The sequence below is a fragment of the Sulfuracidifex metallicus DSM 6482 = JCM 9184 genome (assembly GCA_032834875.1).
Lineage (GTDB): Archaea > Thermoproteota > Thermoprotei_A > Sulfolobales > Sulfolobaceae > Sulfuracidifex > Sulfuracidifex metallicus.
In genome coordinates, this window is record CP135238.1 from 496,519 (window position 1) to 519,799 (window position 23,281).

Here is a 23,281-nt window from a genome sequence, read left to right on the forward strand (position 1 = left end):
ATACTTATTGTTTCCCAGCTTTTGTTCCTTTACAATTCAACACCTCTCTTTCCTGATTCTCCGAGATGAATTTTAGATTATTCAGAGGGTCACCTGAGGAGAATATGCTTCTTCCAACTATCTCATAAGTTGCACCGTTACATATGGCACTCCCAAAGGGAGCTCCCTGAGTGCCAACTCCAGGAGATATTATTACCTTCGAGGGAAACTTTTCTCTAAATTGAGATATAACTTTATCTCTAGTTGCAGGGGCAACTATACCAAACGGATCAACATCAAGTATAACCTTAGTTGTATACGAATTCAAGGAATCATCCCAACCCTCATGAGACATTGCGCCTAAAAGGTATAGTTTCTTTCCATTTGCGTCTAAAAACCTTTTAAGATCAAGGAGAGCTCCCTTCGATCCTATTACGGAGTGTGCTATGAATGAGTCCGCGAAACTTAACCGTGATACTATTCCTTGCATAATCGGAGCAATGTCAGCTAACTTGAAATCAACTACGATTTCCTCAACGTCCAATCCCTTTAAAAGGTCTTTAACTCCTTGTACGCCTAGATCCAAAGTTAAACCTAATCCTACCTTTAAACCATGAACCTTAGGAGACAATTCCTCCAAAATTTCCCTTTTAACTGGGAAGTCCAAAGCTAAGATGAACCTAGACTGGGGCATCTTTTTTACCTCAAGTTATTTTCCAAATACTCTTTTATCGCCTTCCTTTCCCCTTCCTTAATTTTGTCCGAAGATAGAAGCGATTCCAATATCTGGTTTATGGTAAAGACGCTTACCAAGGTTACGCCTATTTCCCTAAGTTTCTCCCAAGCTCCTTCGGTTCTGTCTATTATCACAATAGCGTTTTCCACTATTCCTCCGCTTTCCCTTACCTTATTCACAGCTGACACTAGAGATCCTCCAGTAGTTGAAACGTCGTCCACTACCAGAACTTTTCTGCCTTCAACGTAACCCTCAACTAATCTATCCGTTCCATGACCTTTTTTCTCTGGTCTAACATAACCCATTGGTTTCCTCATTTTGCATGCAAGGAAAGACGCAAACGGAACTCCGCCTGTAGCTACTCCGACTATCATATCAAATTCGATTCCCTTAATAGCTTCAACAGCCTTCTCGACCACGTCAAAGAATTCCAGATAGCTTGGTAGAGATCTCATATCCAGATAATAAGGACTCACCTTTCCAGAGTTCAGGACGAAGTTGCCCAACAGCAGGATTTTCCTGTCTAGTAAGAAGTTGGCTAAGTCCATGGGGGTCTTTCTGTAAAAGAATTTAAATATCCTCCGTCTTTAGTTGCTAAGGGCATTGTTGCCTAAACATGTTATTTCGTCACTCGATCTAAGTAAAGAAGAAATCGAATTGATTTTCGATGAGGCAGATAGATACGAAAAGTTAAACAGAACGTCTAAGGAATTGGAGGGTAAAGTAGTTGCATTAGCCTTCTTTGAGCCAAGCACCAGAACTAGGAATAGCTTCGATTCAGCCGTTCAAAGAATGGGAGGCAGAACAATAGGTTTCTCATCATCAGAGGGGACCTCAGTAGAGAAAGGAGAGACCATAGCCGACACAGTGAGAATGTTGGAATCATACTCTGATTTGATAGTTATGAGACACAAACTCGATGGTGCTGCCAAGTTTGCCTCGGAAATAAGCAAAGTCCCCATAATCAATGCAGGGGACGGCAAACATGAGCATCCCACTCAGGCACTCATAGACTTGTACACTGTAAGGAAAGTTAAAGGTTATATTGATGGTTTGAATTTCTGTGTTTTAGGAGATTTAAAATATGGAAGGGCTGTAAACAGTTTGTTGAGGCTGCTTACTAAGTTCAAACCAGGGAAGGTATTCTTGGTCTCTCCTCAGCAACTTAGAATTAGAACTGAGGTTAAAGATACGTTGAACTTTCCAGTAATTGAGACAGATTCACTTCAGGACGTTATAGATATGACAGACGTCTTATATGTAACCAGAATCCAGAAGGAACGTTTTGCTGATGAAATAGAATTTGAGAAGGTGAAAGAAAGTTACAAGGTTGACATCTCCACGGTGAACTCCATGAGAAAGGACTCAATGATATTGCATCCTTTGCCCAGGGTAAACGAGATAGATAGAAGGGTAGATAAACTTCCTCAAGCTAAATATTTCTATCAGGCTTCCTTGGGAGTCCAAGTGAGAATGGGCGTAATTCATCAAGTTATAGGTGATTCTAGATGAGCGACAAGGAACTTCTAGTCACAAAGATAAACTACGGAACGGTCATAGATCATATACCTTCCGGTAGAGCGTTGGCTGTATTAAGAGTACTTGGAATTAATGGAAGCGAAGGATATAGGGTTGCCCTTGTTATGAACGTCGAGAGTAAAAAGATGGGAAGAAAGGACATAGTGAAGATATCTGGAAGGACTGTTGATGAAAAGGAGTCCAACCTAATTACTCTCATAGCACCTAATGCCACGATTAACATAATCAAGGATTACGAAGTTGTAAAGAAAATGAAGATGAAGGTTCCATCAGTTATAAGGGGAATTCTAAAGTGCCCTAATCCTTCATGCATTACTAATAATGACCCTGAGGCTTTTACTAAGTTCGTTTCGATCTCAGAGAATCCATTACGAATAAAATGCGATTATTGCGAAACCACCATTACCGAAGCTGAGGTAATAAAACAGGTGTTATGAATGTTCAAGGTTATAAGCAAAGAGAAGAGAGAAAACGGAATTCTCCTTAAGATAAAGTTCCCCGTAGAACCTGAGGCTGGTCAATTCGTTACTATAGTAAATGATGGGAAGGAAATTCCTCTGGGAATTTACGATTACGTTGCGGGGACGTTACACCTGATAATAGAAAAAGGTGACTTTAGGTATAATTGGGCTTACATAAAGGGACCTTTAGGTAAGGGAATAGACTTAACTAAATTTAATGAAATCATCGGAGTAGCGCAGGCTGGATTAGAACATGACGTACATTATCCTTTAGTTAAGGCAGAGAGAATGGGAATTCATACGCGTCTATTAGATGTCATTCCAACGTATGTCCCCGACGACACCCTACTTATTATTTCGTTACCAAATGGAAAAATAAATACAATACCTAGAAATATTCTTTCTAGGTCGTTAATATATGTAAGATGGGTTAAAATGAACTGTTCTGTTGGAGTTTGTGGCGTCTGCTCTTACAGGGGATATTTACCCTGCATCGAGGGTCCATTCATGGAGGGTGAAAAGATTGTGGCTTAAGGGAAAGTTCTTTCTTTCTGGAGAAATAGTTGAGGCATGCGTTGAATTCGATACACAAATCAGAAACATAAGAAATAACTGCAAACCGGACCTAGAGACTCCAAACGATACAATAGTAGTTCCAGGAGCTGTGGATATGCACGTTCACGTAAGGGGAATGGAATTGGCATATAAAGAGGACGTCACTTCGGCTACCAAGGAAGCAACTTACGGTGGATTAACACTTATTGTAGATATGCCAAACACATCTCCATATGTCAGAGACAAGAAAACAATCAAGGAAAAACTGAGTGAATTTGAATATTATTCCAGATGCAATTACGGAATCTATTCTGGAGTCCCAAATGAAGGAGAAAACGTAGAAGATATGCCAATAGCAGGTTATAAAATATTTCCTGAAGATTTGTGGAAGAAAGAAACCGAAAATATTCTAAAAAATTCTAGGAAGCTCAAGATTTTACACCCTGAAGTTCCTTTATATCTGTTCAGGGGAACCAGACTATCTTGGATGGAGCTTGCTTCACTTTACATGGTAAGTGGAGGAAAAAGAGTTCACATAACTCACGCAACCACAATAGATACAATAGCAATTTCGAAGAAGATGGGATTTACGGTTGATATGACACCACATCACATGATAGTAGATGGAGAGAGGGACTGTCTATCCAAAGTAAACCCTCCAATAAGAGATATAACTGAAAGAAACAAGCTAATACAAGGAATTCACGAAGTGGACGCCTTAGTGAGCGACCATGCACCACATGCGAAGTGGGAGAAGAATATGCCTTATGAAGTATGCCCGCCAGGGATAGCTGGCCTCTCATTTACTGTACCTTTCGTATTTTCCTTATCGTTTAAAGGAATTATATCCTTAGGAAGAGCAGTGCAGCTTGTCTCGACTAATCCTTCTAAAATTTTGGGAATTAAATACGGTGAAATTGCCAATGAGTATCCTGCAAACTTCACAGTAATAAAGAGGGAGAACTGGAGATATCATACTGTCTTTAGTAAGACAACTTACACTCCAATGGATGGATATCCTTTAGACGCAAGAGTTTACATGACGATTGTCAGAGGTAAAGTAGCGTTCTTAGACGGAGAACCTCTTCCAGTTAAAGGGGCGAACGTATTTGATAAGAATAGCTAACGTTGAAATGAACGACTTTATTACAGTTGCGTCAGGCATAGTCCCAGATGTTCTAGATTACGTAGATAGGGTTTGTGAAGTTGTAAAGCCTGCCTCCATCACGCTTAAGACATTGACGAAAAATCCCATTGAACCGCATAAAGCTCCCACAGTCGCAAAGCTTCACGACGGTTGTTATATAAATGCCATAGGATTGGGCAACCCTGGTCTGGAATTCCTTAAGTACATGAATCGTTGGGGAAAATGCCAGTTCATAGTCAGCATTGGGGGTTCTTCGGTGAAGGAGATTTCAGAAGTAGCCTCAAAGGTTAAGAACTTCGGCGAAATAATAGAAGTTAACCTAAGTAGCCCAAACAGAAGGGGATTTGGAGAATCCATGTCTGCGTATGCAAAGGAAGTAACACAAGCTGTGAAGGATGTGGTGGGTAAAAAACCAGTCTTTATAAAACTTGGGCCTTGGGATTCCATTCTAGAAATAGCAGGTAAGGCACTTGAGGGTGGAGCAGATGGATTAACGCTTATAAACACATTGAAGGGAATGAAGATAGATCTAAACTCGTTGTCTCCAATGCTCTCTTATGGGACTGGAGGAATTTCAGGGAAATGCATTCACTCTTTAGCAGTGAGGATAATTCACGACGTTTACAAGGAGTACAACACAGAAATTATAGGAATAGGAGGAGTCTTCTCTTGGGAGGACGCAATAGAGTTAATGTCTGTTGGCGCAAAGATGGTTGGAATTGGAACAGCGATTTTGGAACTTGGTTTAGCAATAGTCCCGAAGATAAGAGAAGGAGTAGAAGAATACCTTGCAGAAAAGGGTTTAAGACTTTGTGATGTGATAGGAAAGGCAGTGAGAAAATGACCGATGGAAACGAAATTATAATGAAAGGAAGGGATTTAGAATCGCTTGTATTCATGGGAAGATTAAAATCAGTAAACGTGGAGTTCTGTGACGATGAAAAGAAGTTGGCTAGGGTAGTTGGAATAACTGATACCAACGAGAAGGTTTCGACTGAATGCGTTCCAATAAGAGCAGCTGGGAAGATATCCACAGTTATTAAACATTACCTAAGGTTAGGTGTTGGAAATTATATCATTTCAAACGAAAAAGTTTCCTCAAGCAACGTAGATACTGAGGAAGATGAAAATGGATCTGAGAATTCCTAAGATACCTAAAAATGAGGACGACCTAAACGAAATTAGCAAGCAGCTCGAACATGAGCATAACAACCCTGAAGATCTAGAGCATGTAGTCGCAGAGTTGATAGGGGAACTTCAGAGCATAGAAAACAGATTGACGCAGAGTGAAACCGATGCCAAGAAATTGAAAGAAGAAATTTCAAAGATCTATCTAGTACTTTCTAAGATGATATTATTGATTTCCTCGAACAATGAGGAAGACAAAATTAAAAATCTAAAAGACTTGCTTAGCCTACTAAGATGAATTTCGAACTCCCATTCGTACTTGCAGTAAAACTATTCGCTATAATGGATCCGCTATCCATATTACCTTTCCTTCTTTCTCTACACGAGGAATTCAACAGAAATTCGCAAACTAAAATTCCATGGAGCCTATTAGTAAAGAAAATAGGCGTCGCCGTAACTGGACTCATGTTGGTATTTTCAGTCTTAGGCAGGCCTATGTTGTATTACTTGGGTCTATCAGTTTCTTCGTTGGAGATAGGCGGTGGCTTAATTCTAATATATCTAGGAGTTGACACGCTGGGTGGTTTTCAGCAATTGAAGTTCATGTCAAGCAGGATAGAGGAGGCTGTGGTAACTCCAATAGCCACACCTCTGTTAGTAGGCCCAGGAGCAATGAGCGCACTAGTTACTCTTGGTGTAACCAACGGTGTATTAACCGTAATATTGAGCAGCCTAATCGCTTCAGCTCTAGTCTTCGCAGTCCTATCTTTCGGTCCGCTCATAGTCAAGGTCATGGGAAACACTGGGACTGTGGCAGCTGGAAGATTCGCCGCAATTATCATAGCAGCTTTTGGAGTTCAGTTAATAATAAACGGCATATCTCAGATAAAGTTGACATGAGAATACATCTTTAAGATGAAAATTTTTTAACGAGTAATGGAAGTTAGTTCCAGTTATGTCGGAAAATAGAAGCAAGGTAGATTTAGATACAGTAGATAAGAGATTATTAATAGAACTCCTGAGGGATGCTAGAACTAGCCTTAGGAGACTAGCTGAAGAGATGAACATCTCTCCAGCCACGTTACATAATAGAATGACAAGGCTTGTACAAGAAGGAATAGTGAAAGGGTTCGCGGCCCTTCTAGACTACTCTAAGCTCGGTTTCATTTTAACAGGAATAATAATGGCAAAGGTTGATGGAAAGCATCTCATAGAGTTCGAGAGAGAAATAGCTAACGCTGACAACGTTATAGCAGTATACGACGTTGTTGGAGAATACGACGTAATCATCATAGCTAAGTTCAGGGACGTGGAGGAGTTGGACGAGTTCCTAAAGCAACTCTTAAAGAACTCTAGAATAGAAAGAACGCACACGAGCGTAGTTCTGAATATCGTAAAAGAAGATCCCAGGATCAGGATTTTCTAAGAAAAGGTTTTTATATTTTAGAGAAGCATAACATACTCTCATTGGTGAAATACATGAAGTTCTGTCCAAAATGTGGAGGAGTGATGATGCCAACGAAAAAGGACGGTAAGGAAATATTAAAATGTAATAAATGCGGATTCGAAAAGGAAGTTAGTGACAAGGAAAAGAAGGAGTACAGCGTAAAGGCAACAGCAGAAAAGAAGAACGTCAAGACTACGTCATTGGTAAGTGAAAGCAGCACCAGAAATTTAACTGACGATTTAGAACAAGAAAGAGAGGAATACTATAAGGAAGTAGGACTTGAACTTTTGAGAGAAGAGTTTGAAGAAGGTGAAGATGACGAAGGAGGAGACTGAAAAATCTTAGTTTATTTCATTAAACACATTTTTGCTGTTACTCTTTGCTTTTCTCCCTTTTTGATATATAGGATAAGCTTTATCCCTTTATAGTACGATATATCTTTTAGAGTTAAACCTTTAACTATGTTATACGATATAATTAAGGTGATTTAAGTGAAAGTGACTGAAACTACTAGTAAATATAAGCTAATGAAGAATGGAAAGGAGGTCTTACTTGAGGAGGCCAAGACCGAGAGGGGAGATAAAATATTCATAGTCTCATCTCTTCATGAGGTCAAGTTAAGCGATGATAACACGTGGACACCCAAGGAAGATGACGCAAAGGAAATAAAGATCAAGGATGCGGATCAGAATTTAAAACCAATCTTGAATAAAGTATTAAGTTATTTATAGTAACCTTTTTAAATTATTATCTCTATATAAGGAGTGGTTCTCATGGAGCATTTCGACTTTATCCTAACAACTGATAGATGTCTCATGACAAACCATCATGGAAAGGAGTTCCTAGGGTTCCTGGGAACCGGTCCTGCAGTTGGAGTTCCTGAGTCCGTATGGAAATATATAGCATGCCCGAAGATGAAGGTAGACAAGCTAGGTAGGCCTTGGCAAGCGCCTTACGGAATGAGGAAAGTTGAGGCCAAATTAATAGAGGAGGGATTCAGCGCAGCGATAGTTGATCCTGATCACCTAAACAAGCATCTTCCGTACGCTAAAGCGTTAATGTTCTCGCACCACGACTATTTCGGTTACGGTCCGCCTTCGTCAACTTGGTGGGCTATAACGCAGCAGGAACCAATAAACAGAAGAAGTTTCCAAGCTTTAATGAATAGGCCAGAAATTAAGGAGGCAAAATCCAAGGGAATGAAGATTCTAGTGGGTGGCCCTTCGACTTGGCAATGGCTATGGACGCCAGAGGCTATAGAGAGCTTAGGTGTAGACTCTTTCGTGGATGGAGAAGGAGAAAAAGTAGTAGTCAAGCTAGCTCAAAAAATACTAGATGGCGAACCGTTACCCAAGTACGTTTACGTAAGTGGTGATGATGTACCAGATGTAGACGATATACCTGAAATTAAGGGTGCAAGCGTAAACGGGATGATAGAAGTTATGAGAGGATGTGCAAGATCATGTAGATTCTGTTCCGTCACCCTTAGGCCTACCAGATATTATTCGTTAGAAAAAATAGAAAGGGAGCTGCAAGTAAACGTCAGAAATGGGGTAAAATACGGAGTAATCCATAGCGACGATATACTATTTTACGGTGCAACTGGAATATTCCCTAGGCCTGAACCTTTAATTAGACTTCACAAGTTAGTGAAAAAATATTACAAGTCCATAGCATGGAGTCATGCTAGTCTAGCTGCAATTAAATATTCAGAGGAGAAATATGGATTAATCAGCAAACTAGGTGAAATAATTTACGATGAGAATCAACAGTACATAGGAGTAGAAGTCGGTATAGAAACTGGATCTACTAGATTAGCAAAGGAGATAATGCCAGCTAAGTCTGCTCCATTTAAACCAGAAGAATATCCACAGATAGTTGAAGACGCGTTCAGTATAATGCATGAGAAACACATAGTTCCCGCGGGCACTATGATAGTTGGATTACCTGAAGAGAAAGAGGAAGATGTAATAAGAACGGTAGAATTAGTAGATAATTTGAGGCGATATAGAAGCATCTTGGTTCCAATGTTCTTCGTCCCTATGGGAATGTTCAAGAATAAGAACTGGTTCCGCGATTGGAGAGAACAAGCAAAGTTATCTCCAGCTCACATCGAACTTTACAAGAAAGTATTCTGGCACGACATTTATTGGGCTCAAGACATACTCAATACCTTCTATCTGAAGGGGCCACTCTACGCTCCAGTGAGAGTCGGACTGAAGATGTTTCTTGCTGCGTCAAAGAGGAAGATGAAGGAAGTCGAAAACTGGATAGAGACTAATATGAAACAGTAATTAATAAATATCAAATTTTTATTAGAATTTGCTTAAAATAAATCTTCAGTTTCTTATCACAATACGATTACCATAAAAATTGCTACTATCCTTAATTAATATGTTATAATATTTTCTTCCTGGGAGATATAATCTCCTTTGGGGCCATCTTGAAAGGTTCTAGGTACTTCCTCAAAACTTTCGGTATTTCCACCATTCCATCTTCACGTTGATTATTCTCTAAAATAGCGGTAATCATCCTAGTGCTGGCTATTGCAGTACTGTTGAGGGTATGAACGTATCCCTTATTACTCTTATCAATGTACCTAATCTTCATTCTGAATGCCTGCCAGTCTGTGCAATTGCTACAACTTACCATTTCCCTGAAGGTAGCCTGAGCTGGCATCCAGGCTTCAATATCATATTTCTTTGATGCGCATGCTCCTAGGTCTCCAGACGCTATATTTATAACTCTGTAAGGTATTTCTAGACCTTGTATTATTTGCTCTGCATTAGATAAAAGTTCCATATGAAGTTGAGAGGACTGTTCCGGCATAGCAAAGATGAACTGCTCAACTTTATGGAATTGATGAACCCTAAAGATTCCTTTCATATCCTTGTTCGCAGCTCCTGCCTCTCTTCTAAACGCTGGACTTACGCCTATTAGCTTGATTGGCAAGTCCTCTTTCCTTATTTCGCCTTTAAAGTGTAGAGAAGCTAAAGGATGCTCAGCGGTGGAAATTAGGTAAAGATCGTCATTCTCTAGCTTGTAAATGGCATCTTTAAACGTTTCTATGTCAATAATAGAATGAATAACTTCGCCCTTGAGCATGTATGGAGGAAGAACTAATGTATATCCCTTGGATGTCATAAAGTCTATCGCGTACATTAGCATAGCCATATCTAGCCACACCAAATCATCAAAAAGGTAATAGAATCTAGATCCTGCAACTTGGGCTGCAGTCTGAGTATCACCTAACCTTAGAACGTTTTCTAGCATCTCTGCATGTCCTTTTGGTTTCCAATCTAAAACCTCATACTGAACTCCCTTAACCTTTTGAAGGAAGTCTTCAAGATCTCCCTTATATACTTTGAACTTCCCCCAGAACTTTATTGGCTTACTGTAATTCTCGTCTGGTCCTTCTGGAACGTCAGTCTGTATGAGGTTTGGAAGACTAGAGAGGAGCAAGTCTCTCTCTTTAGCTATTTGATCTAATTCCTTCTCTTTACCTTCTAAAGTAGACAATAATTTCTTAGCCTCCTCAATTTTAGCCTTCCTCTCGTCTCCCTTAAGTTTAGATATTTGAGAATTTATGACATTGTGTTCATGACGTAATTTCTCAACTTCCTGCAGGGTTAGTCTCCATTTCTTGTCCAGTTCTACTGCCTTATCTACTATAGAAATATCTATGTACCTGCGTTTGAGGTTTTCCTTTAGCTCATCAGGGTTGTTCCTTAAGAGCTCAAGTATGCTCCAAGACACGTTCTAATAGAAAAATATCTACATTTTATGCCTTCTGTTCCTCAGGAGGTAATCCATATGTCTGAATCCACATTTCAACTATATCATAACCATAAAGTTTCTTGAACTTCTCTCTGCCTTCTGCACTCATCCTCATGGGTGTCCATTGGGTGTCTAGGTCTACGTCTATGTCTACCGACGTTGCAGGCACGCTTTCCTTAATCACTTGCTCTATTGTATATACGAGGTCATCGATAACCGGACAACCTGGTGCAGTAAGTCCTATCTTTATGTAAACTGAACCGTCGTCTCCTATTTTTAAGTCGTATACCAAGCCCAGACTTACTATATCAACTGGTATTTCTGGATCATATACCTGGGTTAAACCTTCCATTATCTTCTTTTTCCATTCCTCTTTGTCTATCTTCTGTTGTTGAGACATATATTAACAGTGTAAAAGATGGATTTTAACCGTTGCGGATATCATCATAACTCCTATAGAAACAAGATCTATTTCCAGTATGGCAAGTTGGACCTAATGGATTGACAAGAAGAACTACAGCATCGTTGTCGCAATCTATCCTTAGATCTTCTAAGATTTGAAAGTTACCACTTGTTTCTCCCTTAAGCCATAGCTTTCCTCTACTTAAAGAAAAGAAGTGAGCTTTTCCAGTCATTAAGGTTTTGATAAAGGCTTCCTTATTCATATTCGCAACCATAAGTATTTCCTTGGTTTGAAAGTGCTGCAGAACCGCTATGATGGTTTGCATGTCGTGGCGAAAATTCATCTTTGAGACTAATTCTTCGGCTTCCTTCTGATCCAACTTTAACGTTTCAACCACCTATTAAGGTTTGAAAAGAACTTCTTTCCTGTGTTGCTACTCTTTTCAGGATGAAATTGGGTTCCCACTACATTTCTCTCGCACATCACAGCAGGATATTTGACCCCATTGTAAAATGACACTGCATCTGGTTCCCTATCTGGAAAAGCCACATAGCTATGAACGTAATAAACGTAGTTGCCATCTAATCCTTCCAAGATATCGTAACAACCATCTACCTTAACTTTCTCCCAGCCTATATGAGGGAGCTTATCCTTTACCCTCAGCAAGTCCACTTTACCTTTTATCCACCCTAAACCTTGTGAAGTTCCACCTTCCGTTCCAACGTCAAAAAGAACCTGAAAGCCAAGACATACTCCTAAGAAAGATGTTCCAGATCGTCTAAGGTCTTCCAGATAGTCCTTCCTAGAAGATAAGAAGGAGGAAACAGCCGAAAATGACCCTACTCCTGGCATTACTATTAGATCGTAACCACTTGATAAGTCGCCTATCGTAACGTCAAAACCGATTCTCCTCAGAGCCGAGCTTATGCTGAATAGATTTCCTACTCCGTAGTTTAAGACCAAAGCCTTCATTTCCTACGCCTCCTTAACTCAACGTAAATTTCGTCCAAATTTATACCTCTTATTGCCAAAAGGACTAAAAGGTGATAAATTAAGTCACAGGCCTCGCTTACCGTCCTTTCCTTACTCTCATTAAGAGACGCTACGACTGTCTCCACTGCCTCCTCTCCAACCTTTCTAGCCGCAAAGCCTATCCCTTTCCTAGCTATTTCTGCAGTGTAACTGCCCTCTGGCATTTCACTTATTCTCTGCTTAATTACCTCAAATAGATCGTCTATTTCACTCATATCTTTCACCTATACTTTCACCATGAATCTGAAATCCCTCATACTTAGCCAAAGTTATTGATGCTCTAACTAAGTCCTTGGAAGGAGACATTGCGTCGGCGTACATTATTGGTTTGAGGAAATCATATACTGTGATACCTCCTCTGAACCTTGACCACCCATTAGTAGGTAAAATATGATTTGGACCAGCCGCATAATCAATTATGGCTGGAGGAGTATATCCCATACTCACTGCACCGGTATTCCTAACTAACGAAAGAAGCTCCCTTGGGTTTCTAACGTAGAGCGACAAATGCTCCGGGGATATTCTATTGGCTATATCCACGGCATCAGCTTGATCTTTAGCTTTCACTAAGTAGAAGTTCATATCGCTGGAATTGCCCTTGCTTAAAGATTCCAATATTCCGTTTACTTTCTCCAGCAATGAATCGTTCCATGAGATAAAAACCAAGAAAGTGGATGGACCATGTTCACCCTGTGCCATAAGATCTTTGACTATTAACTCTGGTTTTGCACTATCATCTGCTATGATAACTAGTTCAGTAGGCCCTTCTATGCCGTCTATTCCTACCTTATCGCTAACTAGGAACTTTGCGGCCTGAACAAATAAGTTACCTGGTCCAACAATCTTATCTACTTTTGTCACAGTTTTTGTACCAAAAGCCATGGCGGCTATTGCTTGAGCTCCACCTACCTTATACATAGATTTAACTCCTAACTTTAACGCAACATATGCTAAAGCTGGATCAACCTTACCGTTTCTACTTGGAGAACAAACATAAATTTCACTAACGCCGGCAACCTTTGCAGGAATACCTGCCATCATAAGCGTCGAGGGATAGGACTTTAGTCCTCCTGGGACATATATTCCAACCTTTTCTATGGCTCTCCATATTATTCCAAAGTAAATGCCATCCCTACCGCCTCCAATGTTAGGAGGTTTAACCGAGTCATGAAAATTCTTTAATTGATCCCATATTCTATCAATTGAAATTTTTACGTCTTCAGAGAGGCTATCCGAAGCTTCTCTCAGCTCATCTATGGTGGCATTTAAGTTGATTAGCTTAACCTTATCAAACTTAGAAGTTAATTCAATTAATGCATCGTCTCCTCTAACTATAACCTGGTTCACTATTTCTTTTACCTTGTCCATCACCGGATCTAGACTGTTAGGCCTAATTTGAGGAACATCCCTGAATATCAAAGTCTTACCTCGACACCTTTCTCTTTGAGGTAGATTTTAAGCTCCTCTATCCTAACGATCTGATCGTGAAATATGCCTGCAGCGAGAGCTGCATCTGCATTACCATAAGTTAGCACTTCAAGAAAGTGTTCGGGTTTGCCCGCTCCTCCGCTCGCTATTACTGGAATTGAAACATGCGATGATATCTCCCTGGTTAATTCGCTGTCATAGCCTTTCCTAGTACCATCTCTATCTATACTTGTTAGAAGAATTTCACCTGCTCCTAGCTTCTCCACCTCATTTGCCCAAGCGATTGCATCTTTCCCAGTATCGTGGGATCCAGACCTTGTAAAGACATTCCAAGATCTTCCAACTCTCTTAGCATCTATTGCAACTACTACAGCTTGAGCTCCGAAGTCTTGAGACGTCTTACTAATGAGGGAAGGGTTATCGAATGCTGCGGTGTTTATACTGACCTTATCCGCGCCTGAAGACAATGCGTTTCTAAAGTCTTCGTAAGTTCTTATTCCTCCGCCTACGGTCAATGGAATAGAAATTATGCTTGCGGTTTCCCTAACTACGTTAAATAAGGTCTTTCTTCCCTCTATAGTAGCTGAGATGTCCAAAAATACTATCTCATCTGCGCCTTCGTCCTCGTATCTTGCAGCTAACTCCACTGGGTCTCCTTTATCCTTCAGACCGAGGAAGTTGACTCCCTTGACTACTCTGCCATCCTTTACGTCCAGACAAGCAATAATTCTCTTCATATAGATCCCTTCGTGCTTCTGACGTTACTTGATACAAGTCTAGTAGCATCATGGAGGGAAATTCCGAGTCCTTTGAATATTGCCTCAACGACATGGTGGGCGTTCTCACCCCTATGCTGAATTACGTGAAGTGTTATCCCTGAATGTTTAGCAAGGGTATCTAAAAAGTGAGGAACGTTTTCCATGGATAGGCTCCAACGGAATCCCTCTTAACGTGAAAGTCCGTATATGAGCCTCCCCTTCCCGAAATATCCAAAGAGACGGTTACTAAGGCTTCGTCCATTGGAATAGTATACGTTGAAAACCGTTTGATCCCCTTTTTATCACCCAAGAGCTCAGCCAGAGAGTCGCCGAGAACGATGGCAACGTCCTCTACTACATGGTGATCGTCGAAGTTCTGTTTATCTATGGCTTCCACTAAGGCTTCACTTTCCATGTAAAACAACAAGGAATGAAGCATGTGATTGAAAAATGGAACCGGCGTCGTAACTCTTACCTCTCCTGGATTGTCTATATCCAGATGGATGTAAATTTTAGTTTCCTTTGTCTCCCTAGTTTTATCTATGACTCTAGACATATCTCACACCCCTTAGTGAACCTGAATAGAAAGCCATCCCAATTATAGCGTAATCTATTCCAACTTTACTTAAAAATAACAAATCCTCCATGGATGAAATTCCGCCTGCATATTCCTTGATACCATTTAAAGATTTTACATAGTCTCCCACGTGCTTATCTATCCCTCCTTTTGTGCCTTCGTTTTCCACAAAAGTAAGAATTATTCCTTTAATGCCAAAGTTATTTAGATTTGAAATCGCCCTTGATATGGAAAAACCCGAGCTTGTGGACCATCCCTTGATCAAAATTTCTCCTGAAGAATTATAGTCAACCGAAACCAACACTTTGTCCTTGCCTATTGAATCGACTATCTTGAGAAATTTATTCTCGTCCATGAAAGGTAAGGTCGACATTATAATAGCCGACGCTCCGGCTTCGAGTATCTTAGATGCATCGTCGATTTCCCTTATTCCCCCACCTACTTGGACGAAGCTGAAACCGAGCTTGCAGATCTCCCTTATATATTCAAGGTTTCTATCCTTTCCTTCCGCAGCATCCAAATCTACTACGTGAACTGAATCATAGCCAAGTTCGATTATTTCTTTTGCTATATCAACAGGGTTCCCCAGCTTTATGCCTGAATTGCTCTTCCCCTTTATTCTCTTCACTGCTACGCCATCACTTATGTCAATGCTTGGAAGAACCTTCATCACTTTATCACCTTTTCTATGTCTAGTATGACTATGTCCTTAGCACCGCTGTTCTTCACCTTTGATATTATCTCAGGGATATCCTTCTCTTCAGCTACCGTCATCACTTCCCACGCGTCCTTTCCTCCTAGCTTCGAAACTGATGGAGCCAGCATTGCAGGAAGGGAACTTATTACCATTTCTAAGTCCTTCCCCTCTACGTTCATGAATATCATTTTCTTCCCTTTCCCATTTATTGTACCTTTCATAATTGTAAGTAGCAAGTTTATTCTCTCAGATTCTGGACCCTTCATCCACCCCTCATTCCCTATGACCGATGCATGGGACTCCATGACAACGTCTATTGGCTTAAGACCATGAAGCCTGAGCGTTGTACCGGTACTCATGACATCAATTATACAATCCGCTGCTCCTAATAATGGCATGACCTCTGCGGCTCCGCTTATCTTAACTAATCTGCCCTTTATTCCCTTCTCGTTTAAGTAGGATTTGGCTATGTTAAAGTACTTAGTGGCTATCCTGATTTCCCTACCCTTAAGATCTTCTAACGTTTCTACGTCCCAAGATGACGGAACTGCGAGAACTATCCTTGACCTGCCGAAGTCTAATTTAACCAGTTCCTCCACGTTGGCTCCTGCTTCTTTAACGTAGTCCATACCTGTAATTCCTAGTTCTGCAGCACCGGCTTCAACTATGTTGGGTATATCCTCAGTTCTAACCATCACTAACTCCGTGTTATCCCAACTTGTAGGTATCATAAGCGACCTATCATCTCCAGCCAAAGGTCTTATGCCAACTGACATGATGAACTGCATTGCAGGATCCTTTAGCCTTCCCTTATTTGGTATTGCTATCCTCAAGGAAATCACCTAGAACATTAAGTAACATTTCGACCTCTTCTCTAGTACCTATGCTAATTCTGTAGTGTTCGCCTAACTTCCTTATCGCTATTCCATGTCTCCATAACTCATTCCATATATCCTTATCAGAATCTACAAGCAAGAAGTTTGTCACGGAATTATATACCTTCAGTCCTAAACGTCTTAAGCCTAAAAGCATTGTTTCCCTATTGCGTTTAATCTCCTCTACTATTCCCTTAACGTAGCCTCTGTTCTCCATTGCAGTTATGCCTGCAACGAGAGAAGGGAGAGCTATATCGAAGGGAGTGGAACTCTTCATTAGAGCCTTAACAATTTCCTTGTCTGCGATAGTGTAACCTACCCTAAACGAGGCCATTGAAAAAGCCTTACTCAAAGTCCTCACTACCATGAGGTTAGGGTAATCACTAATTAGGTCTATAACTGACTTGCCATAAAACTCGAAGTATGCCTCATCTACAAGGACTAGTCCTTTTGTAGTTTCCGCTATTTCCTTAACTATATCCTTGGTAAGAACTGGAGAACCAGTAGGGTTGTTAGGGTTATCTATGACCGTAATTTCAGCTTCCCTTGAAGCGTTTACAAGAGCTTCGTTATCTTCAACCCACCACTCTCCAATAGGCTTAAGCTGGATCTCCTTAAGCTTCAGACCAACAGTAGAGGAATATACCTTATACATACTGTACGAAGGATTATTTATCACAATAGTTGAAGATGGGCTTAGAAAGTTGTAGAATATAGATCTAAGCGATCCATCTGCTCCTGGTGACGCGTAAACCATATCCTTGTCTACTTTGTTATATTCAGCAACTAGTTCCCTAAACCTTTCTAACAACTCTGGGTTTTGATATCTGTTGCAATTGAGCATTGCCCTCGATGCTTTCTCTATTACCACCTCTGGTGGTCTAAAAGGAGACTCATTTAGATGTAACCTAATCCCTTCCTTTATATCTGTAAAATCATATTCCTTGGCTTGGAGAAGCCAGGGTTTTATTTTATTCTTTATCTCGGTTGGTGCAATAATGAACCCGAACGGCTATTCTTTCTCTTTGCTTAAAAATGTTACTGAAGTGCGGAAGTGTAGTATAAGAAAAGGTTTTTCTTTAATGCAGGAATTTTTCAGTCATGAAGTTCATCGACTTCCTCTTGAAGAATCAAAAAATTGTGATCTACTCTTACTATAAAATGGTGAGTGCTATTATAATCCTGGAAGTAGGGAGAAGGCTCTTTTCACAAGGCGAAAAAGTATGCGTGATCCACGGTGACGAACTAATGAAATACTTAGAGCCCGATTTCCCCTTCGAATGTATGGAATCTTCAAAGGTTCTGGTTTATGATCCTGAGGATATTCCCGTTCCAAAGAGTTTCCTCTTATTAACCACATTCGACAAAAAGAAGAAGTACGAAGGAAGCGTAACGGTAGACGTAAACAAGGTTGGACAGAACCTTTATGTTGCAACTTCAAATTGTAATTTCAGATTCAGAATCGTCAAGGGAAAAATAGAGGACGTCCATATTAGTACCTTGGAGGAAAATATAATTTCCTTTTTACAAGAGTTTGGTGAGTCAACATTGAAGGAAATTTCAGACATAATTTCGTCTCGGGAAAAAGTAGGAAGAGATGAAGTAAGAAGAAAACTTCTAGAGTTAAGGGCAATGGGAATGATTGAGATAAATGGAACTAAAGTGACTTTACTCAATAATAATAGCAGGCTTCATAGGTAGAGAATCCTTTTTATACTTCTCTGAATCCCCCTTTTCAAACGTCTTGACTTCCACCTCTAAACCGAGTTTAGCCTTAAGGTAAGGTGAAAGCTCCTTTGCTACCTCCGTTTCGTCTATTGCCATACTTGCCATCTTCTTCATTTTTTCATCCATTGACATAGCATAGTTGAATATCTTTTGCATGTATTTGGCAGTTTCCTTATCTGTCGGCTTAACCTTATTCATGAAACCCTTCATTCCCTCTTCTGCAGTTATTGACTCTATTGCCTTCTTTAGAGATTCCTGTGCGTCATTTCCAGCTACTAGTATTTTTACTTTGCTCGGTTTACCCTTATAGATATTTAATATGGACTTTATGTCATATAAGAGTTTCTCATAATAGCTATGTTCAATTTCAACAACCTCGTTGATAGAACTTGCATCGACCTCTACCCATTTTTCAGTAACAACCAGCGTGTTATTACCTAACTTGTGCCACATCTCCTCTGCGAAGTGAGGAGAAAATGGAGCAATAATTTTAACCCAATCATTAATTAATTCCTGCATTAACTTTTTATTAGGAGTCCTTCCTTCGCTCTTAACCAACTCGAAGTATTCTTGTACCTGAGAGGATAGAACGAAAACTGCCTCGTTGAACGCATCCCTAAAGTCCATATTCTCCATGTAATTTGTTACGTTCTTTTTCATAGAATTGAAAACAGAATATAACCATCTTTCTGGGAACTTGATTTCCGACGAATTGAATTCCTTCAGTTGATCTGTAAGCTGATAGAAGAACTTGTACGTATCTCCTATGCTTTTTACCAGACTTTCTGAGAAATTAACGTCACTACCCATCTCTGCTGTTGCAGAAAGGACGGCCCTAACTAGATCTGCGCTATACATCCTGATGCTTTTTCTTAGAGGCACTATGTTTCTGAGACTCTTACTCATCTTCTTGCCTTCATATAAAAGAAGGCCGTTAACCGCTACGCCACGGGGCCACTTCGCTTCGGGAAATATGCCAGCGTGATTGAAGATAAAGAAGCTCAGGTGATTAGGCACTAGATCTCTTCCGCTGTGTCTGAAATCCAATGGATACCAGTAATCAAATTCGCTTTTCAGATCGTTTAATATCGCCTTGTTTATTCCAGTCTTTTTAGATATGTCCTCAGCATCACCTATGCCAAGCAGTAAATAGTCCCAGAACTCTATCGTCATCTGAGATGGAATTAGCTTGTATTCCCTTATCTTATGTACGACAGTATAGAACGCCATGTAAATCGTGGAGTCGCTCAGACTTTCAATTATCCATTTTTTATCCCAGGGAAGCGGAGTTCCAAGTCCTCTGGTTCTTGCACATGCTCTCTTCTCTAACCAGCCTAATGCATAGTCAAACTCTTTCCTAACTTCCTCAGGAACAACTCTCATGGAATACAATAACTTTCTAGCAAGCGATTTCCACTCTGGATTGCCATAGTCAAGAAACCACTGATCCTTCAATATCTTCACAACCACCTCATTACCACATCTACAGTAAACTGGACGATTCATAATTTCGTATATTTTCCTTCCTATCCCTTCCGAAATGATGAAATCGGTAATTGCTTTCCTGGCTTCAGGCACACTCATACCACTTATCGTCTTGAGCCTCTCAGCATACTCTGGCTTAGCTAGACTTATTGCATCACCCCTTATTTTTCCTTTATTGTACTCTGCTCTGTACAATTGTTCTGTCAGCTTCTGAAGGTCTTCCTTACCGTTAACTTGAGCGTTATCAATTAGATCTCTAGTTGGTATATCTGAAAAACCTTCAACCTTTACTACGGGTATTATCTTGATATCAGGTTTTAGCTTCTTAATGTAATAGTAGTCGAATGGAGCATGAGCTGGGACGCTCATAACAACTCCAGTTCCTACCATAGGGTCTACGAAATCTGCGCCCAGTATAGGTACCTTGTTGCCAGTGACTGGATTTAGAACCTCTTTGCCCTTCAGATCACTTCCTTTAATTTCCCCTACTACTTTCACGTTATCGGTCTGGAAGGAAATCTTAAGCGCCGATCTATCTGAAACTAGAAGTCTTCTACCATAAGCCTCTACTATTTTGTATTTTTCGTCTGGATTAACCCAAACTGCTACTACTCCAAAGATAGTTTCCGGTCTGAGCGTGGCAGCTGGCAAAATTACGTCGTCCATAACGAAATATATAAGAACATATTCTCCTATGTCAGGTTCCATATCTCCTTTCGTGTCATGCATTCCAACGGGTATGTTATGAACTGGGCACCATCCCACGGGATGGGTATCCCTTACAATGTAGCCTCTATCATGCAACTTTTTAAACTGCCATAAAACGAAGGTGGAAAATTCGGAGTCAATCGTGGTAAATTCCCTTCTCCAATCTATCCCTAAGCCTAGCTCCTTCATTGCCTTCTTTATGTCTTCTTTGAAATACGTAGCCATGAACAGTGGCTCTGATAGTTTAGGTATGACTTCATCAGGTATATCATAAATTTCTTTAAAAATAGAAATAAGTTCCTTATCCCCCTTGGCTATATCATCTGCCATTGCAATGATTGGAGTTCCGGTAAAGTGAAACGCCATGGGGAAAAGTATATTGTAACCCATCATTCTCTTAAATCTAGAGTAAACGTCAGCGGTAACATAAGACCTACCGTGACCTATATGCATTGGGCTATTAGGGTAAGGGAATGCGGCGGTTGAGTAAAACTTTGGCTTATTAGGATCAGGATTGCCCTCATAAACTTTCCTCTTATTCCACTCTTCCTGCCATTTTGCTGCAATCGAATTCAGGAAGTTTATAAACTCATTTGATGAGATAACTCGTCACCATAGTGAAGTAATGCAAATAAATTATAAACATTATATTTTCTAATACATTATGTTCACCAAGAAAGGAGACTCTGGAGAAACGGATGTAATAAGAAAGAGAGTCGGAAAGGATTCTCCGCTTGTAAACTTCCTAGGAGACCTTGACGAACTTAACTCTTTTCTAGGAATGGCTTACCTCAAAGCTAAATGGGACGACATAAAAAGGGACATAGAAAGGTTGCAACATGAAATTTTTATCATAGGGGAGGATGTCTCTACTGGAAACAACAAAATAGATCAGAACTTCGTTAAATGGATCGAAGAAAGAACCGTAGAATACAGAAAGGAGAGTGGTCCAGTAAGGTTATTTGTAATTCCGGGAGGAGGAGAATGTGGAGCATCTGTGCACATCGCAAGGGCAGTATGTAGGAGAGTTGAAAGAAATACAGTAAAGTACTCAAAGGAACTAGAACCTTTCAATAAATGGATAATTGTTTACTTGAACCGCGCTTCATCTCTACTTTTCTCAATTGCGATAGTCTGCAATAAAAGAGATAATGTGTCAGAAAGGATTCATGACATTGGAAGGTATTTCTGATATTCCTGAGATAAAAGCCCTGACCTTATCAACAGTTCGCAGTTTTTACAAATTCTTCTTCCATAGCTTGTTGGATCTCCACATATTTCGCAACGGGGCAGTTCTGTAAAAGACGCGTTTGACCTAATTTTCTGAGATATTTCGTCGAATTGCTCTAATATCTTTAAAAGCGACCCAGGTCTCTCTTCCTCTAAAGAATATATGAGGTCCCTTACCTTCGCTCTTAAGGTTGGTTTGTTAACTATGTGAGGACACTCCACCTCTTGGAACGAGTAACCTTTGAGATAAGCATACATAGTTGTTTCCCATTCATATATCTTCCTTAGCGGTTTCACTCTAGTGACGAACTTACCGCTCACCTTTATTGGTACATCGCCAAGCCTTATCAGCCTGCTCAAGTCACCTCTAATCAAGTTTATCATTATTGTTTGAACCTCATCGTCAAGGTTATGTCCAGTAGCTACCAGATCCGTTCCGTACAGAATGCCTGCGTTATTTATCAACTTCCTCCTGAATCCTCCACAGAAAGTACACGGAGACACGTTCATACCCTTGACTTCTGATGATCTAACCATTTCGTCTAAGGTATAACCTACTTCACTTTTGAATGAGGTAGAAACAAGTTGAACTCCTAGAGTCTCCATGTATTTTCTCAACTTTTCGGCCTGTTCGGCTCTATTATATCCGCCTATGCCCTCGACAATATTAAATGCGACAATCCTAGACGCTGAAATAAAGGAAGATATTGCGTCAACTAGCACTAGACTATCCTTTCCCCCTGAAACTGCAAGTAGAACTTTCCTCGAATTTAATATCCCTTGTTTTTCCGCTTCTTTCCTAACTCTCTCTTTTACATCGTTGAAGAAGCAATCTTTACATAGAGAACGACCACTGTGAGGCTGAAATATTATAGCCTCGTTCTTATGACATACATCACATGTCATTCCTTCCTCTCCTGCTATCTACCATTTTTGAACCGCTTACGACTTCATCTATACTATGAATCGCACATCCTTCTTCTTCAAGTGTGTTCTTAACGTTCTCAAAGTCTATGTTTTCACCTTCGACCACTATCATAAGTCCCATGGTCTCAACGTCCATATCGGTGACGCTTATGTTAACTCCTTCAATGCCCTTATGTTCAACTATTTTTTCAGCTAACTCCACTATAGATATACCTTTAATTGGTTTTAGAACGTCAAGAACTAGTCGTCTTATAGCCAACTTTCATCAGATCGTAATATATTATCCCTAATTACGTTAAAAGTTTTGTCAGCTAGCTTAATCTTGTATTGGATTTCCTTACACTATATAGATTTATGATACAGACTTATTAAGAAATTCAGAGACATGAATTTAGTTAGTTGGTGACTATGACTATGATTCCCTTAAATGTACAAACATAGTTAAATGTCTACCAATTTTCTACTTTTATTTGCTTTATGACGCCTAGTGCAGGTTTAAAATATATTAATATTATAAATAATTATTGAAATAATAATATATTTTTATATATATCTTAATAAAATATAAAAAGATATTATTTATCTATCTAGTTTAAGACACAATTATGAACATATTACTAGCCAAAATTGACATATGCATTGAGACCATATCGATTAGTAACCT

At 39.9% G+C, this 23,281-nt stretch carries 29 protein-coding genes and 1 pseudogene; 14 read left to right on the top strand and 16 right to left on the bottom strand.

The window, feature by feature from the left end; all coding sequences use genetic code 11:
* Positions 1 to 4: 4 nt before the first annotated feature.
* Together RQ359_RS02875 and pyrE are read right to left on the bottom strand one after the other, a co-directional pair.
* Entirely contained in the window at positions 5 to 673 is a 669-nt protein-coding gene (locus RQ359_RS02875) for an orotidine 5'-phosphate decarboxylase (protein ID WP_054838231.1), read from the bottom strand.
* A 5-nt stretch (positions 674 to 678) separates the two neighbouring features.
* The gene (gene pyrE, locus RQ359_RS02880) at positions 679 to 1,263 is read right to left on the bottom strand and encodes an orotate phosphoribosyltransferase (RefSeq protein WP_054838232.1); all 585 of its coding nucleotides are present in this window, start codon (positions 1,261 to 1,263) and stop codon (positions 679 to 681) included.
* Positions 1,264 to 1,318: 55 nt separating this feature from the next.
* Here pyrE and pyrB point away from each other — a divergent pair, with 55 nt between their 5' ends.
* From pyrB to RQ359_RS02940, 12 genes are all read left to right on the top strand, one after another.
* Positions 1,319 to 2,227 carry an aspartate carbamoyltransferase gene (pyrB, locus tag RQ359_RS02885; RefSeq protein ID WP_156016128.1) on the top strand — a complete coding sequence of 303 codons (909 nt, stop codon included), beginning with the start codon at positions 1,319 to 1,321 and terminating at the stop codon, positions 2,225 to 2,227.
* Positions 2,224 to 2,691, top strand: coding sequence for an aspartate carbamoyltransferase regulatory subunit (pyrI, locus tag RQ359_RS02890; protein WP_054838234.1), 468 nt, complete (start codon positions 2,224 to 2,226; stop codon positions 2,689 to 2,691). Before pyrB ends, pyrI begins: the two co-directional genes overlap by 4 nt.
* Positions 2,692 to 3,249 carry a hypothetical protein gene (locus RQ359_RS02895; protein WP_054838235.1) on the top strand — a complete coding sequence of 186 codons (558 nt, stop codon included), beginning with the start codon at positions 2,692 to 2,694 and terminating at the stop codon, positions 3,247 to 3,249.
* Entirely contained in the window at positions 3,239 to 4,396 is a 1,158-nt protein-coding gene (pyrC, locus tag RQ359_RS02900) for a dihydroorotase (RefSeq protein ID WP_054838236.1), read from the top strand. The genes RQ359_RS02895 and pyrC overlap by 11 nt, the downstream gene beginning before the upstream one ends.
* Positions 4,380 to 5,261: a dihydroorotate dehydrogenase PyrD gene (gene pyrD, locus RQ359_RS02905; protein WP_156016127.1), complete on the top strand. Its 882-nt coding sequence runs from the start codon at positions 4,380 to 4,382 to the stop codon at positions 5,259 to 5,261. Before pyrC ends, pyrD begins: the two co-directional genes overlap by 17 nt.
* Positions 5,258 to 5,566, top strand: coding sequence for a hypothetical protein (locus RQ359_RS02910; RefSeq protein WP_054838237.1), 309 nt, complete (start codon positions 5,258 to 5,260; stop codon positions 5,564 to 5,566). Before pyrD ends, RQ359_RS02910 begins: the two co-directional genes overlap by 4 nt.
* The gene (locus tag RQ359_RS02915) at positions 5,547 to 5,843 is read left to right on the top strand and encodes a hypothetical protein (RefSeq protein ID WP_156016126.1); all 297 of its coding nucleotides are present in this window, start codon (positions 5,547 to 5,549) and stop codon (positions 5,841 to 5,843) included. The genes RQ359_RS02910 and RQ359_RS02915 overlap by 20 nt, the downstream gene beginning before the upstream one ends.
* Entirely contained in the window at positions 5,840 to 6,445 is a 606-nt protein-coding gene (locus RQ359_RS02920; RefSeq protein WP_054838239.1) for a MarC family protein, read from the top strand. Before RQ359_RS02915 ends, RQ359_RS02920 begins: the two co-directional genes overlap by 4 nt.
* Before the next feature lie 55 nt (positions 6,446 to 6,500).
* Positions 6,501 to 6,971, top strand: a complete 471-nt coding sequence (locus RQ359_RS02925; protein WP_054838240.1) for an Lrp/AsnC family transcriptional regulator — start codon at positions 6,501 to 6,503, stop codon at positions 6,969 to 6,971.
* Positions 6,972 to 7,024: 53 nt separating this feature from the next.
* Positions 7,025 to 7,327 (top strand): DNA-directed RNA polymerase subunit M, encoded by a 303-nt coding sequence (locus RQ359_RS02930; RefSeq protein ID WP_054838241.1) that lies wholly within the window; start codon positions 7,025 to 7,027, stop codon positions 7,325 to 7,327.
* Positions 7,328 to 7,483: 156 nt separating this feature from the next.
* Positions 7,484 to 7,723 carry a hypothetical protein gene (locus RQ359_RS02935; RefSeq protein WP_156016125.1) on the top strand — a complete coding sequence of 80 codons (240 nt, stop codon included), beginning with the start codon at positions 7,484 to 7,486 and terminating at the stop codon, positions 7,721 to 7,723.
* A 42-nt stretch (positions 7,724 to 7,765) separates the two neighbouring features.
* Positions 7,766 to 9,286, top strand: coding sequence for a B12-binding domain-containing radical SAM protein (locus tag RQ359_RS02940; protein ID WP_240899944.1), 1,521 nt, complete (start codon positions 7,766 to 7,768; stop codon positions 9,284 to 9,286).
* Between the two features lie 103 nt (positions 9,287 to 9,389).
* On the opposite strand, the gene serS is transcribed toward RQ359_RS02940, so the two are convergent.
* The 11 genes and pseudogenes from serS to hisC form a co-directional block, all read right to left on the bottom strand.
* Positions 9,390 to 10,748: a serine--tRNA ligase gene (gene serS, locus RQ359_RS02945; protein ID WP_338116935.1), complete on the bottom strand. Its 1,359-nt coding sequence runs from the start codon at positions 10,746 to 10,748 to the stop codon at positions 9,390 to 9,392.
* Positions 10,749 to 10,773: 25 nt separating this feature from the next.
* Positions 10,774 to 11,169 (bottom strand): metal-sulfur cluster assembly factor, encoded by a 396-nt coding sequence (locus tag RQ359_RS02950; protein WP_054838244.1) that lies wholly within the window; start codon positions 11,167 to 11,169, stop codon positions 10,774 to 10,776.
* A gap of 25 nt (positions 11,170 to 11,194) precedes the next feature.
* A complete protein-coding gene (gene hisI, locus RQ359_RS02955) occupies positions 11,195 to 11,569 on the bottom strand; it encodes a phosphoribosyl-AMP cyclohydrolase (protein ID WP_420856760.1) in 375 nt (124 codons plus the stop codon).
* A complete protein-coding gene (gene hisH, locus RQ359_RS02960) occupies positions 11,554 to 12,144 on the bottom strand; it encodes an imidazole glycerol phosphate synthase subunit HisH (RefSeq protein WP_156016124.1) in 591 nt (196 codons plus the stop codon). The genes hisI and hisH overlap by 16 nt, the downstream gene beginning before the upstream one ends.
* Positions 12,141 to 12,419 carry a phosphoribosyl-ATP diphosphatase gene (gene hisE / locus RQ359_RS02965; protein WP_054838246.1) on the bottom strand — a complete coding sequence of 93 codons (279 nt, stop codon included), beginning with the start codon at positions 12,417 to 12,419 and terminating at the stop codon, positions 12,141 to 12,143. Before hisE ends, hisH begins: the two co-directional genes overlap by 4 nt.
* Positions 12,412 to 13,623: a histidinol dehydrogenase gene (hisD, locus tag RQ359_RS02970; protein ID WP_054838247.1), complete on the bottom strand. Its 1,212-nt coding sequence runs from the start codon at positions 13,621 to 13,623 to the stop codon at positions 12,412 to 12,414. Before hisD ends, hisE begins: the two co-directional genes overlap by 8 nt.
* Positions 13,620 to 14,375 carry an imidazole glycerol phosphate synthase subunit HisF gene (gene hisF / locus RQ359_RS02975; RefSeq protein WP_157042954.1) on the bottom strand — a complete coding sequence of 252 codons (756 nt, stop codon included), beginning with the start codon at positions 14,373 to 14,375 and terminating at the stop codon, positions 13,620 to 13,622. The genes hisD and hisF overlap by 4 nt, the downstream gene beginning before the upstream one ends.
* Positions 14,366 to 14,829 (bottom strand): annotated as a pseudogene (gene hisB, locus RQ359_RS02980) (imidazoleglycerol-phosphate dehydratase). Before hisB ends, hisF begins: the two are co-directional and overlap by 10 nt.
* 109 nt (positions 14,830 to 14,938) lie before the next feature.
* Positions 14,939 to 15,637, bottom strand: coding sequence for a 1-(5-phosphoribosyl)-5-((5-phosphoribosylamino)methylideneamino)imidazole-4-carboxamide isomerase (gene hisA, locus RQ359_RS02985; protein ID WP_054838250.1), 699 nt, complete (start codon positions 15,635 to 15,637; stop codon positions 14,939 to 14,941).
* Positions 15,637 to 16,497 (bottom strand): ATP phosphoribosyltransferase, encoded by an 861-nt coding sequence (gene hisG, locus RQ359_RS02990; RefSeq protein WP_054838263.1) that lies wholly within the window; start codon positions 16,495 to 16,497, stop codon positions 15,637 to 15,639. The genes hisA and hisG overlap by 1 nt, the downstream gene beginning before the upstream one ends.
* Positions 16,475 to 17,539 (bottom strand): histidinol-phosphate transaminase, encoded by a 1,065-nt coding sequence (gene hisC, locus RQ359_RS02995; RefSeq protein ID WP_054838251.1) that lies wholly within the window; start codon positions 17,537 to 17,539, stop codon positions 16,475 to 16,477. The genes hisG and hisC overlap by 23 nt, the downstream gene beginning before the upstream one ends.
* Before the next feature lie 101 nt (positions 17,540 to 17,640).
* Between hisC and RQ359_RS03000 the strand changes: the two genes are divergently transcribed.
* Complete coding sequence (locus RQ359_RS03000; protein ID WP_156016123.1) at positions 17,641 to 18,240, top strand: hypothetical protein; 600 nt, start codon at positions 17,641 to 17,643, stop codon at positions 18,238 to 18,240.
* Here the strand turns inward: RQ359_RS03000 and leuS are convergent.
* On the bottom strand, positions 18,208 to 21,036 hold the full coding sequence (leuS, locus tag RQ359_RS03005; RefSeq protein WP_054838254.1) for a leucine--tRNA ligase: 2,829 nt from the start codon (positions 21,034 to 21,036) through the stop codon (positions 18,208 to 18,210). The two genes, RQ359_RS03000 and leuS, sit on opposite strands and share 33 nt — an antisense overlap.
* Positions 21,037 to 21,124: 88 nt before the next feature.
* Between leuS and RQ359_RS03010 the strand changes: the two genes are divergently transcribed.
* On the top strand, positions 21,125 to 21,652 hold the full coding sequence (locus tag RQ359_RS03010) for a cob(I)yrinic acid a,c-diamide adenosyltransferase (RefSeq protein WP_156016122.1): 528 nt from the start codon (positions 21,125 to 21,127) through the stop codon (positions 21,650 to 21,652).
* On the opposite strand, the gene RQ359_RS03015 is transcribed toward RQ359_RS03010, so the two are convergent.
* A complete protein-coding gene (locus RQ359_RS03015; protein ID WP_054838255.1) occupies positions 21,628 to 22,596 on the bottom strand; it encodes a TIGR00269 family protein in 969 nt (322 codons plus the stop codon). The two genes, RQ359_RS03010 and RQ359_RS03015, sit on opposite strands and share 25 nt — an antisense overlap.
* Positions 22,586 to 22,876, bottom strand: coding sequence for a DUF211 domain-containing protein (locus RQ359_RS03020; RefSeq protein ID WP_054838256.1), 291 nt, complete (start codon positions 22,874 to 22,876; stop codon positions 22,586 to 22,588). Before RQ359_RS03020 ends, RQ359_RS03015 begins: the two co-directional genes overlap by 11 nt.
* Positions 22,877 to 23,281: the final 405 nt, after the last annotated feature.

What these genes read in the sequence shown, in the direction of transcription:
- RQ359_RS02950 (WP_054838244.1), bottom strand. Translation starts at nt 11,169, where the DNA reads ATGTCTCAACAACAGAAGATAGACAAAGAGGAATGGAAAAAGAAGATA.
- RQ359_RS02910 (WP_054838237.1), top strand. Translation starts at nt 5,258, where the DNA reads ATGACCGATGGAAACGAAATTATAATGAAAGGAAGGGATTTAGAATCG.
- RQ359_RS02915 (WP_156016126.1), top strand. Translation starts at nt 5,547, where the DNA reads ATGGATCTGAGAATTCCTAAGATACCTAAAAATGAGGACGACCTAAAC.
- RQ359_RS02940 (WP_240899944.1), top strand. Translation starts at nt 7,766, where the DNA reads ATGGAGCATTTCGACTTTATCCTAACAACTGATAGATGTCTCATGACA.
- hisE (WP_054838246.1), bottom strand. Translation starts at nt 12,419, where the DNA reads ATGAGTGAAATAGACGATCTATTTGAGGTAATTAAGCAGAGAATAAGT.
- hisA (WP_054838250.1), bottom strand. Translation starts at nt 15,637, where the DNA reads ATGAAGGTTCTTCCAAGCATTGACATAAGTGATGGCGTAGCAGTGAAG.
- RQ359_RS02925 (WP_054838240.1), top strand. Translation starts at nt 6,501, where the DNA reads ATGTCGGAAAATAGAAGCAAGGTAGATTTAGATACAGTAGATAAGAGA.
- RQ359_RS02875 (WP_054838231.1), bottom strand. Translation starts at nt 673, where the DNA reads ATGCCCCAGTCTAGGTTCATCTTAGCTTTGGACTTCCCAGTTAAAAGG.
- pyrI (WP_054838234.1), top strand. Translation starts at nt 2,224, where the DNA reads ATGAGCGACAAGGAACTTCTAGTCACAAAGATAAACTACGGAACGGTC.
- RQ359_RS03015 (WP_054838255.1), bottom strand. Translation starts at nt 22,596, where the DNA reads ATGACATGTGATGTATGTCATAAGAACGAGGCTATAATATTTCAGCCT.
- RQ359_RS03010 (WP_156016122.1), top strand. Translation starts at nt 21,125, where the DNA reads ATGTTCACCAAGAAAGGAGACTCTGGAGAAACGGATGTAATAAGAAAG.
- RQ359_RS03000 (WP_156016123.1), top strand. Translation starts at nt 17,641, where the DNA reads ATGAAGTTCATCGACTTCCTCTTGAAGAATCAAAAAATTGTGATCTAC.
- RQ359_RS02895 (WP_054838235.1), top strand. Translation starts at nt 2,692, where the DNA reads ATGTTCAAGGTTATAAGCAAAGAGAAGAGAGAAAACGGAATTCTCCTT.
- pyrE (WP_054838232.1), bottom strand. Translation starts at nt 1,263, where the DNA reads ATGGACTTAGCCAACTTCTTACTAGACAGGAAAATCCTGCTGTTGGGC.
- hisH (WP_156016124.1), bottom strand. Translation starts at nt 12,144, where the DNA reads ATGAAGGCTTTGGTCTTAAACTACGGAGTAGGAAATCTATTCAGCATA.
- RQ359_RS02920 (WP_054838239.1), top strand. Translation starts at nt 5,840, where the DNA reads ATGAATTTCGAACTCCCATTCGTACTTGCAGTAAAACTATTCGCTATA.
- RQ359_RS02930 (WP_054838241.1), top strand. Translation starts at nt 7,025, where the DNA reads ATGAAGTTCTGTCCAAAATGTGGAGGAGTGATGATGCCAACGAAAAAG.